At 59.9% G+C, this 1421-nt stretch carries 2 protein-coding genes; one reads left to right on the forward strand and one right to left on the reverse strand.

Annotated features, from left to right (window positions below; genetic code table 11):
• On the forward strand, positions 1-205 hold a 205-nt coding region (locus Q1A36_RS21245; protein ID WP_299848158.1), incomplete at its 5' end, for a hypothetical protein.
• A gap of 222 nt (positions 206-427) precedes the next feature.
• On the opposite strand, the gene Q1A36_RS21250 is transcribed toward Q1A36_RS21245, so the two are convergent.
• The coding region (locus Q1A36_RS21250; protein ID WP_299848160.1) for a helix-turn-helix domain-containing protein at positions 428-1421 on the reverse strand (994 nt) is incomplete at its 5' end.

Genomic DNA, 1421 nt, shown 5'->3' on the forward strand with positions numbered 1-1421 from the left:
GTTGAGTTCCGCGACGGCGTCCGCCACATTCAAGCTGCCGCCTGATCAAGCGTCACCAACTTTCGAGCATATCTCGCCCGCCTCACGAAAATGCTGCACCAGCGGTCGAACGGCCGGTTCGGTGAAAGCAACATTGCGGCATCCCGAAATCGCGAAGGGCAGGATTGGGCCGTCCTTACCGGTGATGTTTCGCCCATCGAGTTGAAATGCTGCGACCGATCTTATGGCGGAAGAGAGCCCCACGCGGCCCAAAGTTTCACAAACTTCTTTCGCGGTCGTCGCACCTAAACCGGTGACCAGGACGGCCTCGACCTTTCGTTCACCCCTCTCATCCGCTGCAATCCACCTTTTGGGAACGCGACTTTGGTGCTCTACCGCAGCGACACGCGGGAAAGAGTGATCAGTCAGTCGACGATGGGAAACGATCTCAAATAGCTCCGAACCTGGCCATCGCGTCTATCTGCAGTTTCTGGTCCAATCCGGCATAGGAACTGAGCACGAACCAGTCGGTGATGCTGCGCTCCAGTGCGACTGAGCCGATGAGCGTGATCCGCCCCGCCTGCAGTTCGTCGCCCAGCCGCGCTCGGCCGAAATAAACCGCGACGAGCGAGCGAAGTTCGGCGGTGATGAAGAGATCCACGTCAAAGCCGGGGTCGATGAAACAGACATCCGTGCGCCCGCCCGGACGTGCGATGATCCAGAAATCTCGTGGCGGTACGTCCAGACCCGGATAGCTGAATTTCAGCACCACCTGCCGCTGGGGCAACGCATCGGTATCGATGGCGCGGCGCACATTCCACATGAAGTATTTCGGATCGAGCCAGCACAACTGGTCTTCGGCATCGGTATGGCGATAGGCCCACTTGCCCAAGGCATCGAGGATCGGTTCGAGGTCTTTGGCCGCTTCGGTCCTCAGGTAGTCGACCATGCCGGTCGCAGGGTCCTCGACCCTCTCGATGAGCCCGTGCGTCGCGAGTTCCTTCAGCCGCTTGCTGAGCAGCGTGGGCGAAATCCCCGGCACACCCCGACGGATGTCGTTGAAGCGGGTCGAGCCGCACCACATCTCCGTCAGGATCGCCATCGTCCAGCGCGGCTCCAGCACCTTGCTGGCCATCAACATCGGGCAGAAGAGCGCGGTCTTGTTTAAGGGCACGGCGAAAACCTCCTGTCTCAGCATGCGACGGGCGCAGGGACGCCGTCCAGTCCACAATCTGTATTGGGTACGCTCCAGTTCCTGCACTGGGCCGCGGCCCTGCGCCAAGGGCACACTCCTCTCCGAGGCGCAATTCAGCGCCGGACATATCGGAGTGAGACCATGACCAGGATTGCAGTGATTCAAGAACCGCCTGTTGATTTCCACCCAGAAGTGAGCCGGATAGGCGGGTAATTTCCACTGAGAATTGAGCCATGTGAACCTTTCC

The organism is uncultured Paracoccus sp., assembly GCF_947487305.1.
GTDB lineage: Bacteria > Pseudomonadota > Alphaproteobacteria > Rhodobacterales > Rhodobacteraceae > Paracoccus.